This is a genomic window from Staphylococcus sp. 191 (genome assembly GCF_011174885.1).
Lineage (GTDB): Bacteria > Bacillota > Bacilli > Staphylococcales > Staphylococcaceae > Staphylococcus > Staphylococcus coagulans.
Genome location: NZ_PNRJ01000002.1, coordinates 178,034 through 201,611, shown reverse-complemented (window position 1 = coordinate 201,611; position 23,578 = coordinate 178,034). Strand labels below are relative to the sequence as shown.

The 23,578-nt window shown below is 36.2% G+C and carries 18 protein-coding genes; 9 read left to right on the top strand and 9 right to left on the bottom strand.

The window, feature by feature from the left end:
• Positions 1-49: 49 nt before the first annotated feature.
• On the bottom strand, positions 50-499 hold the full coding sequence (locus C1H58_RS02910) for a MarR family winged helix-turn-helix transcriptional regulator (RefSeq protein ID WP_060829405.1): 450 nt from the start codon (positions 497-499) through the stop codon (positions 50-52).
• Between the two features lie 135 nt (positions 500-634).
• Between C1H58_RS02910 and C1H58_RS02905 the strand changes: the two genes are divergently transcribed.
• Both C1H58_RS02905 and C1H58_RS02900 read left to right on the top strand, forming a co-directional pair.
• The gene (locus tag C1H58_RS02905; RefSeq protein ID WP_016426117.1) at positions 635-1,264 is read left to right on the top strand and encodes a nitroreductase family protein; all 630 of its coding nucleotides are present in this window, start codon (positions 635-637) and stop codon (positions 1,262-1,264) included.
• Between the two features lie 323 nt (positions 1,265-1,587).
• Positions 1,588-2,331, top strand: a complete 744-nt coding sequence (locus C1H58_RS02900; protein WP_165545264.1) for a GTP pyrophosphokinase — start codon at positions 1,588-1,590, stop codon at positions 2,329-2,331.
• Positions 2,332-2,447: 116 nt separating this feature from the next.
• Here the strand turns inward: C1H58_RS02900 and C1H58_RS02895 are convergent, their stop codons facing one another.
• The 3 genes from C1H58_RS02895 to C1H58_RS02885 form a co-directional block, all read right to left on the bottom strand.
• Entirely contained in the window at positions 2,448-3,005 is a 558-nt protein-coding gene (locus tag C1H58_RS02895) for a M23 family metallopeptidase (RefSeq protein ID WP_060829406.1), read from the bottom strand.
• Positions 3,006-3,322: 317 nt separating this feature from the next.
• Entirely contained in the window at positions 3,323-4,180 is an 858-nt protein-coding gene (locus C1H58_RS02890) for a CHAP domain-containing protein (protein ID WP_165545263.1), read from the bottom strand.
• A gap of 581 nt (positions 4,181-4,761) precedes the next feature.
• On the bottom strand, positions 4,762-5,475 hold the full coding sequence (locus C1H58_RS02885; protein WP_103356315.1) for a lysozyme family protein: 714 nt from the start codon (positions 5,473-5,475) through the stop codon (positions 4,762-4,764).
• Positions 5,476-5,903: 428 nt separating this feature from the next.
• On the opposite strand from C1H58_RS02885, the gene C1H58_RS02880 reads away from it, so the two are divergent.
• Positions 5,904-7,322 (top strand): phosphate--AMP phosphotransferase, encoded by a 1,419-nt coding sequence (locus C1H58_RS02880; protein ID WP_165545299.1) that lies wholly within the window; start codon positions 5,904-5,906, stop codon positions 7,320-7,322.
• An 87-nt stretch (positions 7,323-7,409) separates the two neighbouring features.
• On the top strand, positions 7,410-8,285 hold the full coding sequence (locus C1H58_RS02875) for an alpha/beta hydrolase (RefSeq protein WP_050345184.1): 876 nt from the start codon (positions 7,410-7,412) through the stop codon (positions 8,283-8,285).
• A 190-nt stretch (positions 8,286-8,475) separates the two neighbouring features.
• Here C1H58_RS02875 and C1H58_RS02870 read toward each other — a convergent pair whose 3' ends face one another.
• The gene (locus C1H58_RS02870) at positions 8,476-8,682 is read right to left on the bottom strand and encodes a hypothetical protein (protein ID WP_050329956.1); all 207 of its coding nucleotides are present in this window, start codon (positions 8,680-8,682) and stop codon (positions 8,476-8,478) included.
• A 315-nt stretch (positions 8,683-8,997) separates the two neighbouring features.
• Here C1H58_RS02870 and C1H58_RS02865 point away from each other — a divergent pair, with 315 nt between their 5' ends.
• Positions 8,998-13,986, top strand: a complete 4,989-nt coding sequence (locus C1H58_RS02865; RefSeq protein WP_165545262.1) for an Ig-like domain-containing protein — start codon at positions 8,998-9,000, stop codon at positions 13,984-13,986.
• A gap of 154 nt (positions 13,987-14,140) precedes the next feature.
• A complete protein-coding gene (locus C1H58_RS02860) occupies positions 14,141-15,286 on the top strand; it encodes a hypothetical protein (RefSeq protein ID WP_165545261.1) in 1,146 nt (381 codons plus the stop codon).
• 195 nt (positions 15,287-15,481) lie between these two features.
• Here C1H58_RS02860 and C1H58_RS02855 read toward each other — a convergent pair whose 3' ends face one another.
• Complete coding sequence (locus C1H58_RS02855; protein WP_165545260.1) at positions 15,482-16,999, bottom strand: M4 family metallopeptidase; 1,518 nt, start codon at positions 16,997-16,999, stop codon at positions 15,482-15,484.
• A gap of 285 nt (positions 17,000-17,284) precedes the next feature.
• Here C1H58_RS02855 and C1H58_RS02850 point away from each other — a divergent pair, with 285 nt between their 5' ends.
• From C1H58_RS02850 to C1H58_RS02840, 3 genes are all read left to right on the top strand, one after another.
• A complete protein-coding gene (locus tag C1H58_RS02850) occupies positions 17,285-18,166 on the top strand; it encodes an SDR family oxidoreductase (RefSeq protein ID WP_050329961.1) in 882 nt (293 codons plus the stop codon).
• A gap of 225 nt (positions 18,167-18,391) precedes the next feature.
• Positions 18,392-19,552: an FAD/NAD(P)-binding protein gene (locus C1H58_RS02845; RefSeq protein WP_165545259.1), complete on the top strand. Its 1,161-nt coding sequence runs from the start codon at positions 18,392-18,394 to the stop codon at positions 19,550-19,552.
• Positions 19,553-19,675: 123 nt separating this feature from the next.
• Positions 19,676-20,059 (top strand): NUDIX hydrolase, encoded by a 384-nt coding sequence (locus tag C1H58_RS02840; protein ID WP_165545258.1) that lies wholly within the window; start codon positions 19,676-19,678, stop codon positions 20,057-20,059.
• Between the two features lie 59 nt (positions 20,060-20,118).
• On the opposite strand, the gene C1H58_RS02835 is transcribed toward C1H58_RS02840, so the two are convergent.
• The 3 genes from C1H58_RS02835 to C1H58_RS02825 form a co-directional block, all read right to left on the bottom strand.
• A complete protein-coding gene (locus tag C1H58_RS02835) occupies positions 20,119-20,514 on the bottom strand; it encodes a hypothetical protein (RefSeq protein ID WP_060829414.1) in 396 nt (131 codons plus the stop codon).
• Positions 20,515-20,672: 158 nt separating this feature from the next.
• Complete coding sequence (locus C1H58_RS02830) at positions 20,673-21,806, bottom strand: sugar diacid recognition domain-containing protein (protein ID WP_165545257.1); 1,134 nt, start codon at positions 21,804-21,806, stop codon at positions 20,673-20,675.
• Positions 21,807-22,583: 777 nt separating this feature from the next.
• The gene (locus C1H58_RS02825) at positions 22,584-23,570 is read right to left on the bottom strand and encodes a putative sulfate exporter family transporter (protein WP_165545256.1); all 987 of its coding nucleotides are present in this window, start codon (positions 23,568-23,570) and stop codon (positions 22,584-22,586) included.
• Positions 23,571-23,578 lie beyond the last annotated feature (8 nt).

The following is a 23,578-nucleotide window of genomic DNA, read 5'->3' as shown; positions in this document are numbered from 1 at the left end:
TCAACGTGACAAGGTGAGTTGAAGTGTATCAACGACCTATTTTGGTGTTTTACAGTGCGGTTGGATTTGAAGGAAAGTTATTATCTAGAAAACGTTGTAAAATACCAACCATATCTGCCAAATCATTGCCTTCAAATTTAAGTGAAGCACAGGCATCAACAGTGACATTTCTTAATTGTTGCTTCAGTTGACGCCCTTCATCGGTCAATGAAATATTAAGGTTACGTTCGTCTTCAGGGTTTCTAATTTTTTCAACAAATCCTTGAGCAACCAACTTTTTAATAAGTGGTGTGAGTGTACCTGAATTTAAATAAATTCGGTCACCTAAACGTTTAATATTGATCACTTCATCATCTTCTATTGAAATCAATGTAATATAACCTGTATATGTGAGATTATAATTTTTTAAATGCGTGCTATACTTTTTAATGACTTCTTTGGAAGCGACATAAAATAAAAAGCATAATTCTTTATTTAAATTTTTATCTTGATTTGTCATTTTCAGACCCCCAGTATATAGAAGTGATTATTTCTATTATAACACTTTTCTCTTGATTCAAAAGAAGGTATAAAATATAATCAAATAGCACTTGATTAAATGGATTATTATAAAAATAAAAGAAAGGTGATACTTATGGCACTTAATCAAAACTTTGAGGAAATAATGACAGGAAGACGTTCGGTAAAATTATTTGACGAATCTGTTAAAATTCCACGTTCAGAAATGAATGAGATGATTAGAAAAGCGACGTTAGCACCTTCATCAATTAACATGCAACCATGGCGCTTTGTAGTAGTTGATACAGAAGAAGGTAAAGATACATTACGTCCACTTGTTCAATTTAATACACGTCAAAACGATTCATCTGCAGCGATGATTGTTATTTTCGGTGATATGTTAAATTATGAATATGCAGAAGAAATCTATGGTTCTGCAGTTGAACAAGGCTTTATGCCAGAAGATGTTAAAGTTGACCTTGTTAAACGTTTTGTAGGTATGTATGAAGGTCTTGATCAACAATCAATGAATGACATCGTTAAAGTGGACAGCAGTTTAGCTGCGATGCAGTTAATGTTAGTTGCACGTGAACATGGTTATGATACGAACCCAATTGGTGGCTTTGAAAGAGAAAAAATTGCTGAAGGTTTAGGATTAGATCCTCAACGTTATGTACCTGTTATGATCGTAGCAATTGGTAAAGCAGCGCAAGAAGGTCGTCCAAGTGCACGTTTAGATGTAGACAGAATCGTTCAATATCGTTAAACCTAAAGAGACATTGCTATTCGCTGTGTAAAGAGTGGCTTCATTGCGAATATGTTCTTCATCCCCAAGGCTAAAATGAACGTAACTTTCATTTCCTTAAATGAGATCATTTGCCACATAATTAAAGTGATAGTGACTGATGAACAAATTGATGGTAATAGACCAGATTTGAATCTGTTGCTATCACTTTTTTTGCAATTTTTAGCTAAAAATTCGATAATACAATCATAAGTAGTAAAGTGGTAAGTAGTGAAAACATCGATGACATGGGAGTAAAGACAAAAAATGATAAAACGCGTATCCAATCAATATGGGGTGAGAACATGTTTGTAGAAAAAAACGCGCCAATCAATGTTCAAAGTTTGAAGCATGAATTTGCAAGCTATCGAATTGAGGATTTAAAGCATTTGGACCAACCTGAGGAAATTATCGCATTTGTAGCACTCGAACATTCGTATCGTGCAGCTTTAGAAGAGATTAGCACAAAATTGAGGATACTAGACGAGGATTTCCAAGTCAAAAATGCACATAATCCAATTCATCATATGGAGCGACGAGTGAAAAAGATACCAAGTTTACTCCAAAAACTTAAAAGAAAAGGCATCGAAATTACCGCGAAAGCTGCACAAACACATATTATGGATATTGCAGGAATTCGAGTCGTCTGTAATTATATCGATGACATTTATACTGTGGAGCAACTATTGTTAAAACAAGCAGACATTAAATTGTTGAAGCGTAAAGATTACATCGAAGTGCCTAAGCAAAACGGCTATAAAAGTTTACACATTGTTGTTTCAGTCCCTATATTTTTGACAGATGGGACTGTTGAGACACCCGTTGAAATCCAATTACGTACAATCGGGATGGATATGTGGGCAAGTTTAGAACATAAATTGCATTATAAAAATACAAATGGCAATACAGACGTTTATCGTCATACATTGAAAGAATGTGCGCTTGAAATTGCAAATGTTGAACGCAAAATGCAACGTATTCATCTCAATATTCAACAAGATGATGTGAGCAATCAAAATACAACGCATCATCCCTATTTGGAAGAATAACCTGATGTCATTAATAAGCATGCATACAACGTATATGAAACGTTGGTATAAATAAAACGCTATGTCAAAAGGACATATTAAGAAATCGAACGGTGCATTGATTTCTCAATATGTCCTTATTCAATGCGATAAAGGCTACGTTGTTGATGTGGCAATTGATTAATAAAGGGTTCAGGATCTTCGGCAAAACGATTACCAATACCGCCTTTCATACGTTGGAAATGGAGGTGAGGGCCTGTTGTTTGTTCCCCCGTATTACCAGATTGTGCGATGACTTCTCCAGGAGAGACAGTATCACCCACTTTAACTTTATATCGGTTTAAATGCATAAACCATTGATAATGTGTGCCGTTAGCTTCGCGAATCTCTAAAACATTGCCACCTAATTTATTTTTAAATGTACGTGTCACAGTACCGTGTGTTGGTGCAAGAATTTTCGTGTTTTCAGGTAATGCGTAATCGATACCATAATGACGTGAATCACCATTAAATGATAAACCATGGTTATACTTTCCAAATCCATGTGTTTTTCGATCGGGATGTACATACTTTTCATATTGAGCTGTATACCAATGTGTGAGCTGTGACTTGAGCGTGTGGTCATTCCGAAGCGCAGTAAAAGCCACCCCTAGCGTGGTCATACAAAAAAGTATAAAAAATAAGGAACGTTTCATATATCCTCCTTATATCAATAAGTAATATTATTTTATAAGGCATATGTATTCAGCACAATGATTTTGTTTCAAAGTAGCACGTAGCTAATTATATGGAAGGAAATGATTCATATATCATAGCTGTGTGCACGAAAACATGAACAGCTTGCTTAGGGGCTAAAATCTCAACTCAATTTGGCTTAATTGAAGAGGAAACGAAGTTATATCATAGCAGTTTTATTATAAAAAGAAGCGCTAAGACGATTTTCTGTTAAGAATCATCTTAGCGCTTCTTATTTTAGTATTGATGTCCCGATTTATTATATATTAACTAGCGATTAGTGAATAAAGTTATAACCTGCAGCTTGGCTTGCAGAGATCGTACGTGAAGTGACAACACCAGCACCGTGGCCATAGTTCATTTCAGACACTGTTACTGAACCATTTGAACCGACACTTTCAACGTAAGCAACGTGTCCATATGCCCCAGCAGACGTTTGCATGATTGCACCTGCAGTTGGTTTGTTGTTTACTGTGTATCCAGCTGAACGCGCTGCGTTTGCCCAGTTATTCGCATTGCCCCAAGTTGAACCAATTTTACCGCCTGCACGTTCAAATGCATAGTAAGTACATTGACCAGAAGTATATAAGTTTGATCCAGATGCAGTTGTTGCGATAGAACGTCCACTTGTAGTTACTGTACCTTGATTATAAGTAGGTGCTTCAGTAGTCATTGTTGTGGCTGTTTGTTGTGTTTGGTAGTTAACTTGGCTTGTTGTTGTAGTAGGTACTGTTACGTTTGCTGTTGATTGTGCATTGTATGCACTGTATTGATAGTTTGTATTTGTATTATTATTTGTATTGACTACAGGTGTTTCAACTGAAGTGTAGTCATAGTGATAAGTGTAGTTTTGGTTGTTAGTTTGGTAGTAGTAATAATCAACTGTTCCATCACCATTTTCTGTATAAAAAACATAATCTTGGTTGTTAAACATTGATGGATCCCAGTTTCCGTCTAATGTATGGTGTTTGTTACCATTTACGTCTGTTGTTACGAAGTCTTGAGTTGCTTCTGAATATGTTGTCGTGTAGTGCGATGTTTCATTAAGTTCTGCTGCTTGGGCGTCATTAGAAGCCATGTAGCCAACTCCAACTAAACTCAAGGTAGCGATCGTAGCAGTAGTTAATTTTTTCATAATTAAAAAGTCTTCCTCTCTGAATTCGTTTTGTTACTGAAAGCATCATAGCACACTCATATGATGGAATAAACCATTGTAAACAATTTTAAGTGTGAATGTAACATAAATGAAACAAAAGATAAAATGACGTCTTATTTTACATTAGTGTGTAATTCATATTTTATAAAACGGAACAATGGAAAATTTTGACTTTAATCAAAAATCAGAAAGTGATAAATGGGATCAAATACTGCCAAAGTAGCTTCTTATTTCTTTTAACCTGCTACTTAAAACAAAAAATATAATCATTTTTTATACAACGAAAAGAGAGAGATTATTGAAATTGAAGTTAGAAGCAGTATGAATTTCACATAAAGCATAAAAAATTGAGTTCAGTGACACGTACTAAAAAGGTTATATGAACTTCAACAAGTTGGCACATTCTTTGTAAATGAAAATGGGGGTGAGAGGGAATAGGAATTAGAGTTATAAATAAAGCTTTAAAATAGTAGGGATAGTGTCACTCGATTGAAAAATAACATTAAACATAAAAAAGGATTCCAATTTTGGAATCCTTTTTTATAATATATTGGGTTAAATTACATTCCCCAAGCACTTAAGCCTTGTGCTTTGTATGCTTTTGTAGCAGCGTCCACTTGTTGATCGAAAGTATTTGTTGGTCCCCAACCTGGCATAGTTTGGAATAAACCTGACGCACCTGAAGCGTTACGTGCGTTTAATTGACCATTAGATTCACGAGCGATGATGTGTTCCCAAGTTGAAGCAGAAACACCAGTACGTTGTGCTAAAATTTGTGCTGCTCTTGAACCGTGGCTACCAGCAGTGTTGCCGTTTGATAATGTTACAGAACCAGCACTGTTTGATGAAGTTGATGAAGTTTGGTATGAAGGTGCTGATTGTTTCGCTGGTGCTGAGTAATTTGATTGTTGTACATTTGAAGCTTCATTATTTCCGTGGTGTGCTGAAGCTTGTGCACTGTAGTCAGCCATTTGAGTTGGTTGTGCTACTGATGATTGTGCCATTTCTTGACCTGAACCGTAACCGTATGACCATCCGAATGTCACACCGTCAGACCAGAAGTGGAAGTTTACGCCATTTACAGTGAAGTGGTAGTCGTATGCACCATCTTCAATTGCATGTTCATTTAATGATTGATCGTTGTTTAATGCTAATTGAGCTAATTCTACTTTATTAATATTTTCTTCTGCGGCATTCGCGTCTGCTGAATGTAAAGCAACACCTGTAGTTCCTAATGCTAATGCTAAAGAAGATGCAAGTAATGTTTTCTTCATAATAAAATAAGTCCTCCAGTAAAAATTATTTTTCAGATTTTCATTTTCAAAAGCTTACTAAAAATTTTCAACAACCACACTCTACCAACGAAACACCTATTTGTAAATTACGTGTAAATAACAAAACATTACAATCAGTTTTCATTTTCTCTTTTTGTAATCTAACTGTCATATAAAATGTCGTACCCTGAATGGTTTAATACGTTATAAAGCGCTGATATGAAAGGTTTTTAGCGATGCATTTAAAAATTGTTGAAACCGTCCTTTTATTACAAATATTACAATATGAATTAAAACTGTAATGAAAAGAGGGGGTTGAAATTGACGAAATTTGAATTGTAAAGCTAATTTTTTTTGAAGAAAGGGCGAAAAAAATCCATGATTCAGTTAAAATATTCTTATATATTAATAGAAGTGGACGAGGTGAAATAATGAAAAAACTTGAAACCCTACGACTAAAAATTGCGGAACTCACACGACAAACCCACGAACTTGGCATCCCGATAATGATTGTTTTTGAAGGGGTAGCTGCATCAGGAAAAACACGCTTAACGAACGACTTACTACTCAACTTAGATGCTAAATATACAAAATTTATTGCGACAAAAACCCCTTCTGAATATGACTTGAGATATCCTTTCTTACAGCGATTTTGGGAAACATTACCCGAGAAAGGCCATATCAATATCTATTTTAGAAGTTGGTACTCACATTTTGTGGATTATAAAATTCATCAAATTAAATATCCGCTTTACAAAGATGAAAAAATCCTTAAAAGTGAAATTCAAGGCTTTGAATGCATGTTACAAGACGACCATCACGAAATTATTAAATTTTTTATTCATATTAATGAAGAAAAGCGACAAAAGCATATTGCGCATATGAAATCGAATCCTTTAACACGATGGAAAGCACAAGAGTATGAGCAAATTGTTTCACCAGACGTTTATTTAGAGACATTAAAACCGATGTTAGATCAAACGTGGAAAGAAATTGATTATAGCGATAGAGAAGATGCGATTATAACAATGTATGAGCATTTGCATGAACGCTTATCTAAGGCTATAGACAAGCATCAGAAGCGTGAAGATAAGAAAGACGGTCATTTTTCGCCCTCTTTTCACTCGCATTTATTTGGCAAACCTAAAAACAAAGTGTCAAAAGAAGCCTATCAAGATAAAATTGAAGCACTTCAATTAAGAATGCGTGAACTGCAGTTTGCATTATATGAAAGAAAAATCCCATTAATCCTCGTTTATGAAGGAATGGATGCTGCCGGAAAAGGCGGAAATATAAAACGCGTGAGAACCTATTTGGATCCAACAGGTTATGAAGTTAATGCCATTAGTGCACCGACAGATGTCGAACTCAATCATCATTATTTATGGCGATTTGCGAAAACCATGCCTAAAAGTGGGCATATCGGTATTTTTGATCGCAGTTGGTATGGGCGCGTTCTTGTTGAACGTGTTGAAGGTTTTGCATCTGAACAAGAATGGATGCGTGCTTATGATGAAATTAATGCGTTTGAAAAAATGTGGGTCAATGACGGTGCAATCATATTGAAGTTTTTCTTGTCGTTAGATAAAGATGAACAATTGAAACGTTTTAAAGCGCGCGAAGAAGATGTTGATAAGCAATGGAAAATCACAGATGAAGATTGGCACAATCGAGATAAATGGGCCGAATATGTGGAAGCAAGTCACGATATGATTAAAAAAACAAATACTGAAGCTGCACCGTGGTATGTTGTTGCTGCAGATCATAAGAAAACAGCACGAATTGAAGTTTTAAAATATATTATTCAAAAATGCGAAGAAAAACTTTGGGGCGTTCAGCAATATTAAAATCCGTCCTAAGTCTTTTGACCAAAACTTTTTTCTACTATAATATATTTATCAATAAAACAATAGACCTTAGATAGAGGAATTTTTATGTCATTGGAAAATTACAAAACGGATATTAAAGTGTTAGAAAATGCACATCAAGCACAACTTGAAATTGTAACGATGGGTGACCCGAATGCAACCCATGCGGTCGTTTTACTTCATGGTGCGATTATGAATTACAAGATCATGACACTATTTGCAGAATATCTTCAAAATGCGCAGCTCATTTTTATTAACGCACCTGGACGTGGAGAAAGTACGGGACTAGAGCGAGGTCAGTATGATCTCTCAGAATATGCAATACGGATGAACGAAGCACTTGTTGATATTGTAGAAGCAGGCCACATTGAGCAAATGTCCATTATCGGTTATTCAATGGGTGGATTAATTGCGACAAAGTTAGCAGGCTATAATACGTTACCCATCAAGCATTTAATTTATTTAAATAGTGCAGCTAAAATTGATTACAAAGAGTTACGTTTTTCTAAGTTACTGAGTGAACTCGTTAAAGATATCAAGCCGGGTGAGCAAGATAAAATGGTCAAAAGTATTCCTGAATTTATCTTAAAGCAAGGTGTTTCGAAAAAACATAATGAAGTGTTTAATTTCACCCAATATCTTGCACCAGTTGATACGATGATGACAGATTTGTTGTATACGTTGCGTGCGGATTATTTAGATGATATTGACCTTATTCAAAACATGCCAGAAGTACTGTTTTTGTTAGGTGAAGATGATGTGATTTTTCCAAACAAAGACTCGCAAACAACCTACGAAAAATTTGATGCATTAGGTGCAAAAGTTAAATCGATTGTTTATCCTGAAGTAGGGCATTTAGACTTTTTACGTGTCTTGAATCACACGCATGATCGACATCAAGGGAGCATCACTTATCATATCAACCATCTATTATCGTTATAAATTAAAGACCATTTTATTAACACTAATAGTGGTTATTACACGCGTGACGAAATCATATCATACAAAGTTGTATCATAAAAAAGAAAGCGCTAAGACGATTTTTATTATCAATCATCTTAGCGCTATTTATTATGAGATTAATGGCTCGGCCTCTTTTTCGCATCATCTATTGGACGTGATTTTTAAAGGTTTAAAAGAAATCTGAAGGTAAGAATTCCTCAAAGTCAAAGTTTTGAACTTTTTGTACGGGACCACTATTTAATATTTCTTGAACAGGTTGGCTTTGGGCCAATTCATTTTTGTAGTTATCAATAGTAGAGAGATTTTCGTGATTTAGGAAATGTGCAGCAACAAGGATGGCTGCAATTGCGACTGTTGCTCGAATAATGACGCGCATGATTTTCCTCCTTCTTGTCGTGTGATACTTTCATCATACAGGATGATGCTGATGATTGACATGCGGCCTCAGCAATAACCCTGCATACGACTTTAGAATGATAATCAACATTTTATTAAAAAGCATTTAAACGATGCAAATGATATACAATAATTACGCATTATAACCCTATTTTGATACAGCCTTATTTCTAAGAATAAAATACTTGCTTGAATGATAACCACAGTACATCTTCCAAAACTAAAAATGTTTTGATAATATATATTAAGATAAATTTAATTTATATCAATAAAGATATAGGGATGTGAATCGATATTGAATAGAAAATATCATTTAAAATCAGAAAAGCAAGTACAGCAACAATTTGGCATACGCAAGTTTAAAGTGGGTATCGTCTCTGTCATGTTTGCTTCATTTATTTATATCAATATAGGGCATACAGCACAAGCCGCCGAATTACCTGCTTCCCTTGAATCAGTGTCATCTATAACACATAGCAATGTAAACACAGGAGAGAGAAAAGAAGCACCTCAAGCCGGGGAACATACAGCGCTCAAGTCTGAAGACCCAGTAGACGTGCCAACGGTGACGCATGTAGAAAGTACTGTTAATAAAGAGAAAGTCATCAACCATAAGCAAGCGGGACAACCTACAAATGCGGATATAGATACACGAGACACAACGACAAAGACACTACAATCTGATAAGCAAGATGCAGAGATAGGTCAACAAACGGATGAAACCACTTTTCGTGCAGCGGATTCATCTGTACCAGAAGCAAATGAAGCAGACATACACGCACCAGCACTTCAAGCACAAGCTCAGCCAAAAACAGTAGAAAAGATTCCAGAGAAAGTTTATGAAAAAAGTATCCCAGTCATGAACCATCCTAAAAATGCACAAACATTAGGGATGGGAAGAGGCATTGGACAAGGACGTGAAAGTTTAGGTGTGATTGTACCTGCACATACGAAATTATATATCCGTCAAGTTCATCCGCAAAATAACGATGAGCTTCACGTAAGTTTGATGACGGATGATAGCCAGCAAAATAAAAGTAAAGTTATCCCTAAAACTGGAGAATGGGTCAGTGTTGAAGCAGCGATCGACAGTGCGGCCTTTGTCAATTTACCTAGAGGCCTCAATCATCAGCCGCTCGTTGATTTCTATATTCAAAACAATTTAGGACGCACTTTGCCTACTTATCGACGTGGACAAAGTCAAAATGATTTTGAAGCGCAATGGGAAAAGCAAGATGCGAGCTATGCATTTGTAGAAGGTGAACATATCTCATTTTTGATTCCAAAAGAAGACCGTCAACGCATCAGTGAAATGAAACAGAGTCAAGGTTCCGCTTTTAAAAATTTAGATGAAATGATTGCCTATTATGATGATGTCATTTCGAAATATAGTCAATGGGCAGGGTTAAATGAGGACCCGCAATCACCAAATTATAATGTGGAAATGAAATATTTTACGATGGCAGATAAAAATGGTTATGGTTTAGCTTATTGGACATGGGATCATATGGGCTCTAACAGCGCATCATTACATGGCTATTTACAACCAGGATGGCTCGCTTTACATGAAGTGGGGCACGGGTATGATGGTTGGATGGTCGGCGATAGTCGAATGGAATTACTAGAAGTATGGAACAATATTTTTGCGAATGAGTATCAAACAAAAGTTCAAAGCATTAAAAATGGTTGGTTATATGAGAACCGTCAGCAAGCTTTTCAACAGCGCATTCATGATCAAATATTAAAGGATTCGAAACAATTTTCGTATGCCAATATTGGTTTACGTGATCGATTGGATTTTATGACTCGGATGGTTCGTTTGACGGGAATTGAGGGTTTGACTCAGATGCTTCAATCTATACGGGAAGAAGCCTCACAAGGGCCAGTAACAAAAGATGTTCCACGCTGGATCAATACGTACTGGCTTGCGAATCGTGGGTACAACGGCTTGGCGTACTTTGATTTATATCATATCGATATACCAACAAGTTTAAAAGATACTGTAAATGCATATCCTAATAGTTACATTTATCCGTTAGCGTTATTAATTGATAATGAAACTGAGCGTCAAAAATATGTGAAGCAGTTAGGCTTGGCGACTGCCTATGAACTTGTACGTAGTTCGGATTTAAAAGAGAGTTCTATCAAAGCAAATGCAACGGTGACAGTGGATCAGCAAGGGCAGATTTTACCTGATGGCAGTACGATTAAGTTAATAGATGGAACGACACAAGTAGCTGAAGCTACAATTGTAAATGGAAAAGCACAATTTGAACAAATTCGTGCAGGGATATATAAAATTGTAGCGCCGTTATCAAAAGACGCAGCGTTGCCAGAGCATGCGTATTTGATAGTGAAAGAAAAAGGGGAAAACGTAGCCATAGTGACATATCCTGCCATCCAACATAGGCAAACGGCAATGACTGAACGCATTGTATTACAGGGGATTTCTAATCGAGAGTTTGTGAATATTGAATATCAACCTGAGCATCAAAAAGTGATCTATCGTCAAAACAATGTACAACCGCATTTTTATTTTACAGATGAATATGCGCATATTACGATAAAAAATCAAAATGGAAAGATTTTATTAGACCAATCATTAATAGGCAATGAGACAGCTGAAGGCAAAGTTGCTACATTTGATTTGAAAGACGGTGACACAATTACGGTTAAACATCGTGAACCCCAATCACGTCGACAAGTTTGGCGTATCGAAAATCATACGCAATTAAAATTGCCGCAACCTGAAAAGGAAACAGTCACTTACACATTAACTGACAAAGGCTTTATAGCGGAGGGAGAAACTACCGAAGCAGCAGAAAAAAGATATGCTGAGCAAATGCAAGAAGATGTGACACAGCTGATTCAGCGATTGAAAGCGGAGCCAAATCGAGATTATCGCATCCCACTATATCGTATTGTTCAAGGCGTTCAACATATGGATGTCGTTGAAAAAGAGAAATTGATGCAACAATTACAACCTTATTTACAAGAAATGGTCACAAATCATACTGAGCGACCAACAGTGTCTTCAACTGAACGGGATAAAGATTTTATTACGGGAGATGCATCTGAAAATGCATGGGTCACTGTGACGTATCCATCAGGTGTTATGACAAAAGTTCAAGCAGATGAATATGGTTATTGGGAAACTGCAATTCCTGAACGAGAAGCATTACAAGTCAATGATCAATTGGCAATTGTTGCTACATTGCCTGGGAAATTTCCTTCTCCGCCACTTTACGCTAAAGTCATGGATACCATTGCACCGCCACCACCACAAGTGGATGATTTTGTAGAAAATACGTCAACAATGACTGGTACATCAGCGCTGCATACGACCATATTGGTGACATTACCGAACAAGAAAACTTTACAAACGAATACTGTAGAAGGTAAATGGTCCATTGAAATACCGCCAAGTACACCTCAAATTGCAGATGATACAATTTTTGTCCAAGCGATAGATGATGTAGGCAATCGCTCAGCAATCAACTACGTGACACCTATTGACAATACACCACCTATTCAACCAAAAGTTACAGTCACTGAAGCGGGCAAACATATTATTTGGGGGTATGGTGAAAAGTATAAAGACACGATAGAAGTGACATTACCGAACAATGAAATCATCAAAACGAAAGTAGGACGAAATTTAACTTGGATGATCGGTGTACCATTTCATACTGAATTGCGTGCAGGATCCAAAGTATCAGTTATAGAAATAGATCGCTCTGGCAATCAATCTCAACCGGGCATAGGACAAGTTGTAGATACGACACCACCTCAAACACCTACAGTCGATTTATTACAACAAGGAACATTAGTATTGACAGGGAAAGCAGAGCCGAAAAGTAAAATCATTGTGACGATTAATGAAAAAACAACTCTAGAAGCACAGGTCCTTCAAGATGGAACATGGGAAATTAATGATCCTGTCATCGCAACGATTCAAGCTGATGACAACGTTTCAGTCAAAGCTGTCGATGAAAGCGCAAATGTTTCACCGCTCGTATTTGTTAAAGTTCAACCGATAACAAAAGCACCTGAGCCGATAGAACCTGTTAAAGACAGTGAAACTTTAGCGCATACAAATACATCAGAAACACCGTCTGACTCTGTAGAAACAGCAGAAGTAATGGAACAACCAAAGACTGAAAATAATGTCGAGGCTACAGGAACAGAGGAAACACCTAAAATGGAAGAAGAATCAAAAGCTGAAGATAAAGTAGAACCGACAGAAGAAGTGGAAACGCCAGAGAAATCAACTGTTAAAGAAGAGGGGACACCAGCAGTAGTAGAACCTGCAGAAAATGTAGATGTACCGAAAGAGGAAAATTCATCTACGAGTGAGAAGCCACCTGAAGCATCAGCAGTAGTGGAGCCACCAAAGACTGAAGGTAACGCTGAGCCAACCGAAGCAGATGAAACACCAGAGAAAGAAGTGCCAGTGGAAACAGAATTATCCTCAGGTCCTGTAGACGCTCCAGAAATAGTAGAAGAACCTAAAGTCGAAGATAAAGTAGAACCAACAGAAGAAGTGGAAACACCAGAAGAACCAAGTGTTATAGAAGAAGATACGTCAGCAGTAGAAGAAGCTTCAGACAGTGTGGAAACTCCAGAAGTGGAAAATGCCATAGAGAAGGAAGAGGAACCAGTTGAAGTAGAAGAACGACCTAAGACTGACGACAATGTTGTAGTCATAGAGGAGGACAATGTACCAGAGGAATCAACTTCAATAGAAGCAGCACCTCCATCAGAGGAAGAAGACTTAGAAAGCATCAATACACTACAAGAGGAAAGTGCTATTGGACATATAGAAGAATTAGAAAAGACGCCACCAGTAGAAAACGATAGTCAAACTGAATCAAAAATAACATTGGAGAGCGATAGAGTATCTGGTAATCGGGAAATTGAAGAAAATTTAAAAGCTCTAGGAAAGCCTGAATCACAAGATGGACCTATGGTAGAAGAAATTGATAACCATAACCAATATGATAAGCAGAATATCGATGATAAAGTCCAAATTATGAAGGCTAAGACGAATAATCCTCATGGTTATAAATCACTAGAAATGACAAAGGCGCATTTAACATTAGCTCGTAACACAGTATTGGTCAATCATGTGAATGTCAGTGATGAAAACAAAAAATTATTCACTGCATCACAATTGCCTGCCACAGGTCAATCTGAAAATATACAGTGGAAAGGTTTATTATTGGGCTTTGTGGGATTGATCTTAATGACACGACGTTGCTTTAAAACGCATTCCAAACAATAGTCTACTTACCATATTAATGAATTCTAGAAAGCGGAATGTTGATTGACGTGTGCTATACAAGCTTCGTTCACTTTTCATATTCGTTTCATCTTTACATTCCTTTAATATCATTACGATATGATGAAAGTAAAGACAAATGAAGGGAGTATCTCAGGTGAAAATCACTTTCGAGGCGATAAAAAATCAAAGTGGCTGGATACAAGCTGATTATAAGGATGGTTTACATGAAGGTTGCATACGTTTTGAAATGTCAGATGCAATTGATGTGCGTGATGATATAGTAGCTGAAGCCCTTGCTGCTTTGTGTGGACAATATTATGACACCATTGAACTGGCATTAAAAGTATCGAATAAAACCAAAAAACAAATAGAGGCGCGTACCGGTGCGCAATTGATTTGTAAAGTAGGCATGCTATTTTGGAATATGAACAAGATGATGAGACAAGATATTAAGACTTTGAACTTTAATGGTGATTTGTCTAATTTGTCAGCTTTAGCTTTAACACCAGGCGAAGTGAATAAAGTGTCGTTAGACTTCGGTCAAGAATCAATACGGATGTATGAAATGTTTGATCGCTGGAATAGTAGAATCGTTAAAACGAATGTGATGGCAACTCATTTTCCAAAAATCACGTCCGATTATTATATGATTGGTAGTATTTTATACAAGGATTATTTTAATACGACCTATATGATTACGGGTTTACAACTTAATCCATTAACTTTTAATATGACTAAAATAGAAGCAGAGCAAGCGATAGCGGGTATGATTAATTTGCCACATTCTCTAGGTTTAACTGTTGTCGGTCATACAAAAATAGCTTGTCGTCATTGGTCTAATATATTAGAAAGTGCGATTAGCTCGGTTAAACTGTCAGAACCACATGTCAGTTCATTACAGAGATTATTAGTAGAAATTGAAAATGAGCGCAATTATCTGGGTTTGAGAATCCATTCGCGAGATCTTCAACCGACGCCAATCGTGTGGGGATCAGATGCGCGTTTAGATTTTATCGCACTCTATATTTTAAAGCATGGAGGTCGTGAAAAAGCTGAAAAATTAGTACGGGATATTCCAGTTTCGGCAGAAGCGTTAGTTGCACAATGTGATTTCAATTTTTATGACCGCTTTTATCCAGGTGCGTTTTATTATATGAGTCGGTCATTTAGAGAAGCGGTACAAAAGGTATTAGAAAAAAATGAAATTTTATTCTATAGTGAAGCGGACTGGCAGAATTTTTTATATGTGAAAGATTGGATTGCAAACACAAGAAAAGATGCGATTCAAATAGGAAGATAACAAAAGGTATTTGCATCCTTAATTTCAAATAGGGAGCGGAACAGGGGCAAAATAACGACTGTTCCGCTCCTTTATTGCTGATTCAGTTCAATGTATTGAGGGGTTTATTGAACAACATCAATTTTTATCTATATTTGGAAAAATAAGCGTTTTTATATGTTATGGCAATGCAATTACAAGGAGATGAAATCTTTTTTATACGCCAACATCTTCCCAAGCTTGAGCGACTTGACTCGCTACATTTTGTCCATATAAATCTAAAGCAGATTGATATAGAGACGCTTTTGCATCATTGAAATTAGAAGTTGAAGTTAAATATTTAGATAAGGCTCTGTAATAAATTTGTTCTGAACGGTCTTTACCGATACGTTGAATCGTATTGTAAGCTGCTTTGTTCGGAATACCTGAATTTGTGTGAACGCCACCATTATCACTTGAAGTATGGACATATTGACTCATATGAGAAGGTTGCCCATATTGTTCTGGTGAAGACATACTACGTAAGGCATCGCCATCACGTCCTGGCGTGTATGCATCTTCCCCAATTAAGAAATCTTCTGAATCTACAAAATAAGCAAATACGTCAGAGAAACTTTCATTAAGTGCACCTGGTTGGTTGCGGTATACAAGGTTTGCTGTACTTTGTGTCACACCGTGCGTAATTTCGTGTGCGACGATATCATTCGCAGCAGATAAGTTTGTGAAAGTTACACCATCGCCATCACCATAAATCATTTTATCACCAATCCAAGCGGCATTGTTACGGTTGTCTTGTCCATTAAAACGGTTGACATGTGTAATAGATACAATTGGACTATCTTTATCGTCATACGAAGAACGACCAAATTTAGTTTTGTAATAATCGTAAACTTGTTTCGCATAGTAGTTTGCATCTACACCTGCGCTTTGATATTTATCTGTAAAGTTTGTATCTCTATCTGTAATTAATTGAGCGGAGCCTGTTGCTTCATTAACTGTATAAGCAGACATAACAGCGGGTGTTGTGACGTCTTCTAAACTATAACCATTTCCAATACTGTTAATGTTGATTTCTTTAGTATCACCTAGTACCCCACGGCCAGTTCCTTTTGCAGCGGCATGCTTAATTAAATTCGTTTTTTCAATAATTTCTCCAGTTTCTGCATCGACTTTAATATCCCAATGGGCAACATCTGGTTTTGTCATAACTAATTCAATGTTATAAACGAATTTATTCTTTTCACCATCGATTTCTACTTTGCTTTCTTTAACGACGTGATCATCAATATTTTTAGCTTCTGATGACCTGACATCAATACTTTGAAACGCACGGTTGATGGCTTTATCCTTTGAAATTTCAACTTCATTTGTCGGTTTAACTTTTTTAGCTTTGACTTCACCATTGACAAGGACAACTTTATTATCTTTATTCACGTGTACTTTGACCTCTTTATCTGTCGCAAATGCACCATCAACAACGGGTTGTAACGTGTAATGTGTAAAACCAAGTTTGTCTTTTTCTGTTTTAACGACTTCGTAATCTTCATAGTTCTTTTTAATGTCGCTAGGTAATTCTTTAAGCACTTCGTGTGCTTCAGATTGACTATGAACAGGTTGTTTAAAGTTATGTTTAAGAGGAATGTCAGCTTTCGATTCAGCGTGAGCATTGTCAGAGATAGGTAAAAGACTTAAGCATAAAGAACTAGATAATACTAATTTTGAAATTTTATACATTTTATCAACTCCATTAATTTTTAATACAACAAAAGTTTAATAAAATTATAAGTTTAAAATACAAATTTTGCCTAAGTGTAGATAAATAGTTCGTAGATGTTAAAATTTTCTAAAAAATAAGATATTTATTCGACAATGAAATTTTGTTTTTAAGACTTGTGTTTATTTGTTAACTATTTAATAAATAAAACTATATATAGATGGTGATGGAAAAATGTAGATAGGTATGTTTTTAAACACATAAAAAGGGAATGGAATTCATATACTATTGAAAGGGGTTTTATCATGTCTAATAATAATCCGTTGAAACAATTTTTTAATGGTGATTTTGAAGAACAACCTCAAAAATATCCTGGGATTCAAAAACAAATGACACCTGTCCCAGACTGTGGAGAAGAAACATATGAAGGTGCCAATAAATTAAAAGGTAAAAAAGCATTAGTAACAGGTGGCGACTCAGGTATTGGTCGTGCTGCTGCGATTGCATATGCCAAAGAAGGTGCGGATGTTGCGATTGCTTATCATCCAGATGAACAAGACGATGCTGAAGAAGTCAAAGCAGTGATTGAAAAAGCAGGTCAAAAAGCGGTATTACTGCCTGGTGATTTACGTGATGCTAAATATGCAAAACAAATGGTTAAGGATGCTCACAGTCAATTAAATGGACTCGATATCCTTGTATTAAATGCAGGTATGCAACAATATGAATATGAAATTGAAAACTTAGCTGCAGATCAATTAACAGATACATTTGAAGTCAATGTTTTCTCAAATATTTATTCAATTCAAGAAGCATTACAATATTTTGAACCTGGTGCGAGCATCATCGTAACTGCATCTATCCAAGGGGTAAAACCGAGCGCCCATTTAGTGGATTATGCAATGACAAAAGCTTCTAACATTTCAATGACGAAAAGTTTAGCCGCACAATTAGGACCTAAAGGTATTCGAGTTAATGCGGTTGCCCCAGGCCCTATTTGGACACCACTTCAAGTAAGCGGAGGTCAACCACAAGAGAGTCTTCCAAAATTTGGTCAAAATCAACCACTCCAACGTGCAGGTCAACCTGTTGAACTAGCAGATGTTTATGTGTTACTTGCTTCAGACAATGCAAGCTATATTACAGGACAAGTTTATGGTGTAACTGGAGGCGCGCCGATCAATTAATCGGTTTACACGTACACACATCTTTCTATATAAAAGCCAGAAGTCGAGCTTATTTCGATTTCTGGTTTTTTGTGCTGGATTTCCTTTGCAGTTCGTGAGGTACCCATTGTTAGATGTTCTAAAAAATGAATTAAAAGTGCTATTCGCATGAATAAACAGTTGATTTGAGAACGAATTTCATTTATCATAAATCGTAATTATTACTATTTAAGATAGGTGAAAAAGATGACATACGAATGGGTTATTATCGGGGGTGGCGTACAAGCGACAACGATTGCGTTACAATTAAGAAGCATGGGGCTACCGAAAGAACAATTGAAAATGATTGATCCGCATGAGCGATTATTAGGACAATTTGAAATGCAAACAGGGCGGATAGGTATGCCTTATTTAAGATCGCCATTAGTGCATCATTGTCATCCCGAGCCGTTTGATTTGAAAAAATTTGCGAAAAAAGAAGGCTATGTTCAGGCGATGATTGGACAATACCAACGGCCACGTTTGGATATGTTTTTTGATCATACGCGTTATTGGATAGATGCGTATGAATTAGAAACATGTCACATATGTCAAAAGGCGCGACACCTTTGTCAATGTGATACGTCATGGGAAATTGAATTAGAGAATGGACAAAAAATTAAAGCGCAGCAATTAATTTTAGCGATGGGAACACATCATACGCCATTCATACCTCAAATATTTCAACATCAACCTGATGTTCAACATATTCATAGTGAACAATTAGAGCCCATCGCTGAAGTTTCACATGTGGTCGGTAGTGGGATATCAGCTGGGCATTTAGCCATCAAATTGATTAAAGAAAATCAAGATAAGACAATTCATTTGTGGATGAAGAAAGATTATGAAATCCATGATTTTGATGCAGATCCGGGTTGGTTAGGTCCGAAAAATATGAAACATTTTCAAGAAGAACCACTTTCTGAACGCGCGCTTGTTAATCGCCAAGAACGTCATAAAGGTTCGATGCCTAAAGATATGTGCATGACTTTAAAAAAATATGAAAAACAAGGCCGATTGATTGTTCATCATACAGCCATTGATTACGTCCAAGATCATATGATTATCGCGGGCGACTTAAAAACGCGTTATGATGGCATTTATTTAGCGACAGGTTTTGTGCCAGATTTAATGACACAGCCTTTACTTCGAGACATATTGGCTTTACCAGAAGCGCAATTAGTGTCGGGTTATCCTCGTATTTCAGATGAGCTAGAATGGTTGCCCCATTTATATGTCTCAGGAATGTTAGCAGATTTACAATTAGGTCCCTTTGCGCGAAATATAATGGGAGGCCGTCAAGCTGCATTAAGAATTGGCAAGGTTTATTCAAACCGCATCGCAACGTATCAACAAGCAGTAAGTTAACGCTCACAAATCGTTTCTAATGGATATTCAAATTGCGTCATGATGCCATTCGTTATAAGATGAGAATATGTGTGCAAAGATGTCCTATTCTTTAAAAATGATTGGAAAAGGGGAGTGGCAAGCATGATTAGGTGCGTTTGTTTAGTAGATAGAAAGGCAGATCACTTACGCTTGGTTCAAGTGAGACATAGAGATAAAATGTACTTCCCAGGTGGCAAAATTGAACCGGGTGAAACGATGGAAACGGCATTAATTAGAGAAGTGAAAGAGGAATTACAGTTAGAGATTAAACCTGAAAATATCATCTATATCGGAACCGTTGTAGGACAAGCTTATCCGCAACATGATGAGCAAACTGAATTGAATGGATTTAAAGTGAATCATGCTATTGATTGGTCTCGCGTTGCAATCAATGCAGAAATTACAGACATTGATTGGGTGCAAATAGACGACTTAGACCGGATTGCACCGGCTGTTCAGCAATGGATTGATACTTACGAACGTTAAAAAAACAGCTTATCGTTATTTTCCAATATGTTGGAGATGACGGTAAGCTGTTTTATTTTTTATTGCTTGATTTGGTATAGATTAGGATAAAAACCAATACGAGGGAAATTAAAGCCTATTGTTTTAATTTCAGCTTTTTTACCTTCTATAATATCTTCTTGGATGCTTTGGCTGTTAAATTTACCATGCAACAATATATCATCATTTTGAATTTTAATCGTCTCTTTGCCATGTTTTAAAACGATAAAACGACTTGTACCAGTCGTTAGACCATGGTTTTCTTTATATTTTTCAACGACGATGCCTTGATAAGTTTTATGGTTTAGTTCAGGTATGACTGTTGCCATACCAATAAAAAGAATGGCAAGGATAAAAACTGTGACAAAAATAATTTTCATCACCTTTGGGCCGACCATTTCAAAAAAAGAATTAATCCATTGCTTAATTTTATTCATTAAAATCGCTCCTAACACTCGCATTATATCTAATAAATGACGACATGCATAGTCTGGAGGCACTTCGAATAGCGGTATATGAAATAAAAAAATTATGAGGTCGAAACCCTATTTGGAAGTTGGATTCGGCCTCATGATTTATTTTTTTAAAATTTGTATTAGCATTGTGCACTCTCATATAAGATTTGTGCGATTCGTAACAATACAATCCCGTCTATCGTATTGGGATCCCATCCTGTAATTTCATGGATTTTTTTAATGCGATAGTTCAGTGTATTGCGGTGAATAAACAAGTCATTTGCCGTTTTGACGAGTTTACCGTGATTTCTAAAGTAGGCCTCAATCGTTTCATTGAGATATTTATCTTCTCCAAAATCTAATAACTTTTTGTAGTTAGATACAAGTGACATTTCATTCGATGGCGTGAATTTTTTAATGTTATTACAAATTGTCTCTAGTTCATGGCTTTTATACGTATGCAAGCCTTCTTGAATTTTTAAATCGTGCATCAGCACTTTAAGTGACGTCGCCTCATTATAAGATTGTATGAGTCCTTGTAGTCCATTAGTAATGGAGCCAAGTGTAATTAATGTGCGGGAAAAGATTTCATCTTTCATCTCACTCTCAATGGAGGCTCTTATTTCAGATTGTGTTTGACCACGATTGTCATTGGATTTGAGTATGAACACGTATTCAGAAGGAGAAATTTCAATAATGTCGTCGCTTGGTAATTTCCAGTCTTCTAAAGCGCGGCGCAATGTCATGATTTTCGTTTTACTTGTACTATTTATCGAGATGAGTGCGACGGTAAAGTCTTCGTTTAAACCTAACTTTTCAATGACATTTTTACGGTTATAGGCTTGGATTTGCCGCTGTGGATTAAATAATATATGTGCAAGCATCTGTGTTCGAGATAATGTTTCTTCAAAGCGCGTGGAACGTTCGAATTCTTGTTCGACGATGAACTCTGCATTTAATTTTAATAAATGTGAATAAATTCTAATTTCATCTGGCTCTCCTACTACAAAAAGTGCGCCGTACGTTTTCCCACTATGTGTAATCGGAATAATGACACCAGTCTGTTTAACCTTCCAAAATTTCATATCCTCTTTTTCAATATCGATAGGGAGATTTCGTTGAATAGAATGGCGGGCAGCAGGGTAAAAAACGCCTATTTTATCTGAATTTGATGTTGCGATAACGTAACCGCTTCTATTCAGGATTAGTACATCTGACTTAATAATTGATGATGCTTTTTTTACGACTTTTTGAGCCCAATGTTGTTTAATCATTAATTCCAGCTCCTATTGTTATGTATTTCGCCAGTAGGATGTGAAAGCATCCTCCTTTATAAAAGAGATAAAAATACAGCAGACTTTATGTCAACGGAGTGTATTTTTAGCATGACTATGCTCGAAATTTTATGATAGGGAAGAGAATAACACGATTTAACGTATCCGCTCTTGTTTAAAAATTTTTCTCATCATCCCTAATTCATTTTCAATATATGAATCGATACACCATTGTTTGAAACAAATTGTTTTCATCAACAATCAAAACCCATCAATGAAACTATCATAGCATTTGTTGTGGTGACACACTAGAAAACAACTTGATTCTATTTATAAAGATTTTTATTTAAAACAATGTTTCGTTCGCGTTTCATATTATTACATTTCCGTTACGTCTATGCTTAAAACATAATTTTGTTAAAATTGTTAAATAATTTAAAGTTTAGATTAATATTCAAAACATAAAAGTATGAGTCCATATTTGAGTGTGAATAAGTTTCCTTGATTGTACATTTTACTTATTCTTATATCATAAAGCACATTTATCTTCTTATGCAAATTATATTGAATATCTTTTTGAATTTATAAATACTATTGATTTTACATCTGTACAAGGTTTTGTACTGTGAATTGAAACTGACAAATTGTGATTTAATCTTCATCTTAACAATAGTCAACAGAAAAAACGAATAGAGGATAAAGACATGAAAAAACAAGCAAAGGGCAGACTTAAAAAGCGAAATCCGATTGATTTCTGTTCCCCTTGCTTGTTCATTTTTATAGCATTCCTATTAAGCCCAAGACAATAAGGCTTGTCACAATTAAAGCAGCCCAAGTTAATAGACCGAGCAATATAGGTCTCAGTCCTGCCTTTTTAAATTGACTGAATTTCACAGATAATCCGACGCCCGCTAAAGCTATAGTGATAAGAAAGAGTGCAATCGTTTTAAAAATTTGAATGACCTCATGTGAAAAGTTAAACAGCGTACTGATGAGTGAGGCTACAATAAACCAAATAATAAATCCTGGGACGGCACGAATAATGGTAGGACGTTCCCCTTGTTTTTGAGCTTCTTGTCGTTGTGTAACCCATAGGGCAAGAATAATTGTAATAGGAATAATAAAGAGTGTTCGTGTCAGTTTAACAATCGTCGCAACTTCAAGCGCTTTTGATCCGTAAAGGGCACTCGCAGCGACAACACTAGACGTATCGTTAATCGCTGTACCACTGAAAAAGCCAAAAGCCTCTTGGCTCATATGTAAAAAATGACCGATTGGTGGGAAGATAATCACTGCAACTAAGTTGAACAAGAACACAGTTGATAAACTAAAAGCAATGATTTCATCTTTGGCTTTAATGATTGGACTCGTTGCTGCGATTGCAGAACCACCACAAATAGATGTGCCGACACCTATGAGTATGCCTGTATGGGTATCAATTTTTAATAGTTTGACGCATACAGTAACAATTACGAGTGCGACGAGAAGTGTCACGATAAGGATAGGCAAAGATTTAAGTCCAATGGAACCAATCGACTGAAAGCTAAGTGTGAAACCGAGTACGATAATGCTGTAATGTAATATTTTTTTACTGCTGAATTGAATACCTGGTTTTAACGTTTGTGGTAATTGGATACAGTTATTTAGGACCATACCGATAAGCATTGCGAATATGGCGCTTCCTATAATAGGAAAGAAATGACCGAGCAATGTTGCACCTATCGCAATACTCAATGTAAGCAAGAGACCTTTAATTTTAGACACAATAGACC

Bases quoted from the DNA above. Each gene is read 5' to 3' on its own strand.
- C1H58_RS02855 (WP_165545260.1), bottom strand. From the start codon at position 16,999: ATGTATAAAATTTCAAAATTAGTATTATCTAGTTCTTTATGCTTAAGT.
- C1H58_RS02905 (WP_016426117.1), top strand. From the start codon at position 635: ATGGCACTTAATCAAAACTTTGAGGAAATAATGACAGGAAGACGTTCG.
- C1H58_RS02870 (WP_050329956.1), bottom strand. From the start codon at position 8,682: ATGCGCGTCATTATTCGAGCAACAGTCGCAATTGCAGCCATCCTTGTT.
- C1H58_RS02885 (WP_103356315.1), bottom strand. From the start codon at position 5,475: ATGAAGAAAACATTACTTGCATCTTCTTTAGCATTAGCATTAGGAACT.
- C1H58_RS02850 (WP_050329961.1), top strand. From the start codon at position 17,285: ATGTCTAATAATAATCCGTTGAAACAATTTTTTAATGGTGATTTTGAA.
- C1H58_RS02890 (WP_165545263.1), bottom strand. From the start codon at position 4,180: ATGAAAAAATTAACTACTGCTACGATCGCTACCTTGAGTTTAGTTGGA.
- C1H58_RS02830 (WP_165545257.1), bottom strand. From the start codon at position 21,806: ATGATTAAACAACATTGGGCTCAAAAAGTCGTAAAAAAAGCATCATCA.
- C1H58_RS02875 (WP_050345184.1), top strand. From the start codon at position 7,410: ATGTCATTGGAAAATTACAAAACGGATATTAAAGTGTTAGAAAATGCA.
- C1H58_RS02835 (WP_060829414.1), bottom strand. From the start codon at position 20,514: ATGAATAAAATTAAGCAATGGATTAATTCTTTTTTTGAAATGGTCGGC.
- C1H58_RS02895 (WP_060829406.1), bottom strand. From the start codon at position 3,005: ATGAAACGTTCCTTATTTTTTATACTTTTTTGTATGACCACGCTAGGG.
- C1H58_RS02910 (WP_060829405.1), bottom strand. From the start codon at position 499: ATGACAAATCAAGATAAAAATTTAAATAAAGAATTATGCTTTTTATTT.
- C1H58_RS02845 (WP_165545259.1), top strand. From the start codon at position 18,392: ATGACATACGAATGGGTTATTATCGGGGGTGGCGTACAAGCGACAACG.
- C1H58_RS02840 (WP_165545258.1), top strand. From the start codon at position 19,676: ATGATTAGGTGCGTTTGTTTAGTAGATAGAAAGGCAGATCACTTACGC.
- C1H58_RS02900 (WP_165545264.1), top strand. From the start codon at position 1,588: ATGTTTGTAGAAAAAAACGCGCCAATCAATGTTCAAAGTTTGAAGCAT.